We start from the raw sequence: 5288 nt of genomic DNA, 5'->3' as shown, positions 1-5288 counted from the left end.
TCGGATCGCGACGTATGCGTTGCAGGCGGAGGAGCGGTTGCCGATCGAGGCGACGCACATGCTGATCGCCGGGGCCATCGACTTCGTCGTGTTCATCGAGAAGCGCAACGACTACCACCGCGGCGGCACCCTGCGCCGCTTCGTCTCCAGCGTGCGCGAGGTCACCGGCGTCGACGGCCGCGTGCTGTCCTCCGAGGTGTTCACGTCGACAGGAGACCGGGTCGTGCCGCACGCCCCGATCTCCTGCGCCGACGAACTCGCCCACCACGGCTACGACCCGGCGCAGGGAGCGTGGCGATGACCGCACCCGTTCCCCCCTCATCCGGGAGGCCGTGATGCCGCTGCTCCCCCCGGGCGTCCTCGACCCCTTCGTGCTGCTGTCCGGCGCGGCGGCCGGCGGCGGGCTCTTCCTGCTCGCCCTGTCCGTCTACGGTTTGCGCCCCCGGCCCGCCGGGCCCGACGGCACGGACCGGCGGAAGCGGCTGCTGCGGACGCTGTCCACCCGGTCGGCCGTCGCCGCCGTGACCGGTGTGGTCGTGCTCGCCGCCACCGGCTGGCCCGTCGTCGCGGCGGGAGCCGTGCTGCTCGTGCTGGCCTGGCGCGGCCTGACCGGCGGCGCCGCCGAGGAACGGGCCGCCATGCGCCGCCTGGAGGGCCTGGCCGCATGGACCGAGTCCCTGCGCGACACCATCGCCGGCGCGGCCGGGCTCGAACAGGCCATCCCGTCGTCCATCCGCGCAGCCGCGCCCATGCTGCAGCCTCACCTGCGGGCCCTGGTCGACCGGCTGCACACCCGCATGCCGCTCGCGGACGCCCTGCGCATGTTCGCCGACGAGCTCGACGACACCTCCGCCGACCTGGTGGTGGCCGCGCTCATCCTCAACTCGCGCCTGCGCGGGCCCGGCCTGCGCGACGTGCTGTCCGCGCTCGCGGTCTCCGCCCGCGAGGAGCTCGACATGCGGCGGCGTGTCGAGGCCGAGCGCAGGTCCACCCGCAAGAGCGTGCAGATCGTCGTCGGCACCGCCCTCGCGTTCGCCGCCGCGCTCGTCGTGTTCAACCGCTCGTACGTCGAGGAGTACGACTCCCTGCTCGGGCAGGCCGTGCTCGTCGTGGTCGCGGGCCTGTTCGGCGCCGGGTTCGCCTGGATGCGGCGGCTCGCCCGGTTCGACAAGCCCGCGCGCATCCTCGCGCCCTACCACCGGCCGGCCCCCGCCGCGGCGGTGCCGGAGCAGGGTCGCGGCGGCGTCCAGGAGGTGGTCTCGTGATCGGCACCGTGCTGGCGGGAGGCGTGCTCGGCCTCGGGCTCTTCCTGCTGCTGCGGGCGCTGTTCCCGCCGCGGCCCGGGCTGATCGCCCGGCTGGCCGCGCTCGACCTGGCCAGGAACGGCACCGAGGCCCCCCGGGCGCCGCTCATCGCCGCGGACGAGCAGGTCAGCCCGTTCCGCCGGAGCCTCGGCCTTCGGATGGCCCGGTTCTACGCGGCCCGGGGCTGGGAGGCCCGCTCGATCAGGGCCGACCTGGCGCTGCTCGGCAAGTCGTTCGAGGGGTTCCTCGCCACCAAGGTCCTGCTCGCCGTGTCGGGGCTGGTGGCGTTCCCGATCCTCGTCGGGTGGCTGGCGGTGATGGGCTGGGACGTGCCGCTCCAGGTGCCCTTCTGGTCGGCCTTCGTCGTCTGCGTGGTGTTCTTCCTCCTGCCCGACGTGCAGATCCGCCGCGACGCCGCCGTACGCCGCCGGGACTTCCGCCACGCGGTCGGCGCGTTCCTCGACCTCGTCGCGATGAACCTGGCGGGCGGCCGGGGCGTCCCGGAGGCGCTGATGACGGCGGTGTCCGTGGGCAGCCCGGTCAGCCTGCCGGCCAACGGCTCCGGCCCGCCGCCCGGGTCCAACTGGGCGATGGAGCGCATCCGGGAGGCGCTGGCGAACGCCCGCATCGTCGGCATCACCCCCTGGCAGGCCCTCGGCCAGCTCGGCGACGAGATCAACGTGGACGAGCTGCGCGATCTGTCGGCCGCCCTCGGGCTCGTCGCCGACGACGGCGCGAAGGTGCGCGCCTCGCTCACCGCCCGGGCCGCCACCCTCCGCCGCCGCGAGCTCGCCGAGGTGGAGGGCAAGGCGGGCGAGCGGTCCCAGTCGATGCTGGTCGCCCAGCTCCTGCTGTGCGCCGGCTTCGTGATCTTCCTCAGTTATCCGGCAGCCATGAAGATGTTGGGGTCCTGATGCTCTGGTTCCATTACCTGGTCGCCGTGCTGCACGTGCGGATCGACCGCGCCCGCAACGCCCCCTCGCGGGGCGCCTCGGCCGTCGAGTGGGTGATCATCACGGCCATCATCGCCGGGGTCGCCCTCGGCCTCGCGACGCTCATCAAGACGCTCGTCACGCAGAAGGAGTCCGAGATCACCTCGAACTTCGGAGGCGGCGGAGGCAAGTGACACGCCCCCGCTCCCGTGGCCGCGACCGCGGCGCCACCGTGATCGAGCTGGCCATGATCATGCCGGTCGTGCTCGCGGTGGTGCTGCTCGTCGTGCAGGTCACGCTGTGGTTCCACGGCCGCCAGGTGGCCGACGCGGCGGCCCGCGAGGGCGCCCGCGTCGCCCGCGCCGCCGGCGACTCGGACGGCTGGCAGGGCGAGGCGGAGGCGAAGGCCCTGCAGATCGTCCAGGCCGTCGGCCCGGAGCTGCTGAAGAACGCGCAGGTCAAGGCCTGGGAGCAGGGCGACCAGCGAGGCGTCGACGTGTCCGGCAGCGCGGTCCAGGTCGTCCCGCTGCTGCCGTCCGTCACGTTCACGATCACGTCCCACTTCGGCGGCCCCATCGAGTGCTTCCGCCCCGACGACGGCACCGGAGACTGCCAGTGACCGCCCCCCGCCCGAAGGCCGCCGCCCCCATCTCCTTGCCTACGGTGGCCAACCTCCGTGCGAGGGGCGCGGCTGTGTCTGGACTGAGGAGTGAGGAAGCGAGGGACGAGCTTCTGAGCGACGAGGGAAGACATGGCCTTAAGGGCGCCCCGAGCCCGCCGTGCCGGAGGCGCGGCCATGAGCAGGGGAGGGGCGCGGCCGTGTCTGGACTGAGGAGTGAGGAAGCGAGGGACGAGCTTCTGAGCGACGAGGGAAGACATGGCCTTAAGGGCGCCCCGAGCCCGCCGTGCCGGAGGCGCGGCCATGAACAGGGCTCGATGACGGCGGAGACCGTCATGCTGGCCCCGCTCTTCCTGCTGTTCCTCATGTTCCTGGTGGGCGCGGGCCGGATCGTGGAGGCGCAGGGCGAGGTGAACGGCGCCGCCAGGGACGCGGCCCGGGCCGCGTCCGTGCAGCGGACCCTCTCGGACGCCGAGTCGGCCGCCTCCGACGCGGCGGAGTCGTCGCTGTCGGGCGACTGCTCGCCGCAGGTGAGCATGTCGGGCACCGACTGGCGGGAGGGCGGCGTGGTGAAGGCGACCGTGACGTGCGAGCTCGACCTCGACTTCCTCGGTTTCGGCGCGGGCAAGCGGATGTCCGGCAGTGCGGTGGTGCCCCTGGAGCAGTTCCGGAGGGTCGAATGACCCGCGTCGGCGGCGGGACGCCCCCGCGGCCTCCCCGAGGGCCCGCCGTCGCCGGATTCCCACCACCCTCGCCGCCGTCCTCCCCGGCCCCGGCCCGGACGGGTCCGTACGGCGGACCGGCGGGGGAGCGCGGATCGATGTCGGTCTTCGTGGTGATCTTCTCGGTCGTGGTGTTCCTGCTGGCGGGCCTGCTGGTCGACGGCGGCGCGGCGATCAACGCGCGGCTCAAGGCGGCGGACATCGCGGAGCAGGCCGCGCGGGCCGCCGCCGACCGGATCGACACGGAGGTCCTGCGGTCGACGGGCCAGGTGCGGCTGATGGCGGACGAGAGCGCGGTGTGCGGCCGGGCGGAGGAGATCGTCGGCGCCCAGGAGGTCGACGGCGCGCGCATGACGGAGTGCACCACGGGTGGCGGCCAGGCCGAGGTGACGGTGGGGGTGTCGGTCCACTGGGACGCCTTCTTCCTCTCCGTCCTCGGCTTCTCCGGATCGGACATGCGGGCGACGGCGACGGCCGCGCCGGATCCGGGGGAGGCGTGACCGGAAGCCGCCTCCGCCGTGCCGTGGGCGCGGACCGACCGGCGCGGCCGGGCGGCCGGCCATGCCGAACGGCGCAGGTCGCTGGAGGGCCGGTGCGGCCGGGACGACCCTGGAGGGGTCGAGCGGAGAGGGGTGAGGAATGACGCGGCAGCCCACGCCGTCCGGACGCCGCCCGCCGGCGCCGCCCCCCGGCGACCGGCGGCCTCCCGAGCCGTGGCGGGAGCGCGCCCCGGCCCGGATCCCGCCCCGCCGTACGGTGGGCGACGTCTTCGCCGGTCTCTTCGCGCTGCTGGCGCTGGTCGCCCTCGTCGGCGGCGTGCCGTACGCGCTGCTGCGCCTGGCCGGGCCGCCCGTCAGCAGGGAGCTGCTGAACCCGGAGCTGTTCACGAGCAGGGTGGGCCCGGAGACGATCATCGCGGTCCTGGTGCTCGTCGTGTGGCTGGCCTGGCTGCAGCTGTTCCTGTGCGTGATCGTCGAGGTGTACGCGGGCATCCGCCGCGTGGGCATGCCGGCCCGCGTCCCGCTCTCGGGCGGCACCCAGGCGCTCGCGAACCGGCTTGTGTCGGCTGTGCTGCTGCTGTTCACGGCGACGGCGGTGGCCGTGCCGATCGCCCGCGCCGGCGCCCCAGTGGCCATACGGCCGCAGGTGGCCGCCCTGTCGACGCTGTCGGCCCCGGTCGAGTCCGAGGCGGACCGGCCGCCGCTCCACGCCCGGGAGGTCAAGAAGGTCTACGTGGTGCAGCCCCCGCACGGGCGCCACCACGAGAGCCTGTGGGAGATCGCCGAGAAGTGCCTGGGCGACGGCCGCCGCTACCACGAGATCTACCGGCTGAACCAGCACAAGGAGCAGCCGGACGGCAGCCGCCTGCACATGGCCGACCTGATCCGTCCCGGCTGGGTGCTCGACATGCCGGACGACGCGCGCAACGTCCACGTCGTCCCGGTCGGCGAGGACCGCCCGTCGATCCTGCACGAGCATCGCGACGCCCCGTCCGAGCTCGACGGCGCCACCCACCTCGACGGGGGCGACCGGGTCGACGGCGGCGTCCACGAACGCGGCGGCACCGGCTCCGACGGCCGCGCCGGTGCGCACGACCGGGGGGACGCGGGCGCGGGCACCGGGTCCGGAGATCACGGCCACCGCACCGGTCCGCAGGACCGAGGCGCCTCCGGGAAGCCGGGGATCGTGCTGCCACCCCCCGCCATGCCCC

6 protein-coding genes and 2 pseudogenes are annotated in these 5288 nt (G+C 74.4%); all 8 read left to right on the top strand.

All coding sequences use genetic code 11. The features are described 5' to 3' along the window. Positions 1 to 301: pseudogene (locus MPTA5024_RS24055) on the top strand (CpaF/VirB11 family protein); the annotation flags it as partial. 34 nt (positions 302 to 335) lie between these two features. Then, entirely contained in the window at positions 336 to 1265 is a 930-nt protein-coding gene (locus tag MPTA5024_RS24050; RefSeq protein ID WP_157099684.1) for a type II secretion system F family protein, read from the top strand. Then, entirely contained in the window at positions 1262 to 2218 is a 957-nt protein-coding gene (locus MPTA5024_RS24045; protein WP_036328201.1) for a hypothetical protein, read from the top strand. The genes MPTA5024_RS24050 and MPTA5024_RS24045 overlap by 4 nt, the downstream gene beginning before the upstream one ends. Then, positions 2218 to 2430, top strand: a complete 213-nt coding sequence (locus tag MPTA5024_RS24040) for a Flp family type IVb pilin (protein ID WP_036328198.1) — start codon at positions 2218 to 2220, stop codon at positions 2428 to 2430. Before MPTA5024_RS24045 ends, MPTA5024_RS24040 begins: the two co-directional genes overlap by 1 nt. Continuing rightward, a complete protein-coding gene (locus MPTA5024_RS24035) occupies positions 2427 to 2855 on the top strand; it encodes a TadE/TadG family type IV pilus assembly protein (RefSeq protein ID WP_036328196.1) in 429 nt (142 codons plus the stop codon). The genes MPTA5024_RS24040 and MPTA5024_RS24035 overlap by 4 nt, the downstream gene beginning before the upstream one ends. A gap of 317 nt (positions 2856 to 3172) precedes the next feature. Beyond that, the gene (locus MPTA5024_RS24030) at positions 3173 to 3538 is read left to right on the top strand and encodes a TadE/TadG family type IV pilus assembly protein (protein ID WP_036328194.1); all 366 of its coding nucleotides are present in this window, start codon (positions 3173 to 3175) and stop codon (positions 3536 to 3538) included. A 137-nt stretch (positions 3539 to 3675) separates the two neighbouring features. Then, positions 3676 to 4077 carry a pilus assembly protein TadG-related protein gene (locus MPTA5024_RS24025; RefSeq protein WP_036328193.1) on the top strand — a complete coding sequence of 134 codons (402 nt, stop codon included), beginning with the start codon at positions 3676 to 3678 and terminating at the stop codon, positions 4075 to 4077. A 139-nt stretch (positions 4078 to 4216) separates the two neighbouring features. Next, a pseudogene (locus MPTA5024_RS42540) lies at positions 4217 to 5288 on the top strand (hypothetical protein); the annotation flags it as partial.

It is taken from the genome of Microbispora sp. ATCC PTA-5024, assembly GCF_000511135.2.
Lineage (GTDB): Bacteria > Actinomycetota > Actinomycetes > Streptosporangiales > Streptosporangiaceae > Microbispora > Microbispora corallina.
Note: the sequence above shows the minus strand (reverse complement) of the source record. Positions and strands in the feature narration are given on the sequence as shown.

Bases quoted from the DNA above. Each gene is read 5' to 3' on its own strand.
- MPTA5024_RS24050 (WP_157099684.1), top strand. From the start codon at position 336: ATGCCGCTGCTCCCCCCGGGCGTCCTCGACCCCTTCGTGCTGCTGTCC.
- MPTA5024_RS24040 (WP_036328198.1), top strand. From the start codon at position 2,218: ATGCTCTGGTTCCATTACCTGGTCGCCGTGCTGCACGTGCGGATCGAC.
- MPTA5024_RS24030 (WP_036328194.1), top strand. From the start codon at position 3,173: ATGACGGCGGAGACCGTCATGCTGGCCCCGCTCTTCCTGCTGTTCCTC.
- MPTA5024_RS24025 (WP_036328193.1), top strand. From the start codon at position 3,676: ATGTCGGTCTTCGTGGTGATCTTCTCGGTCGTGGTGTTCCTGCTGGCG.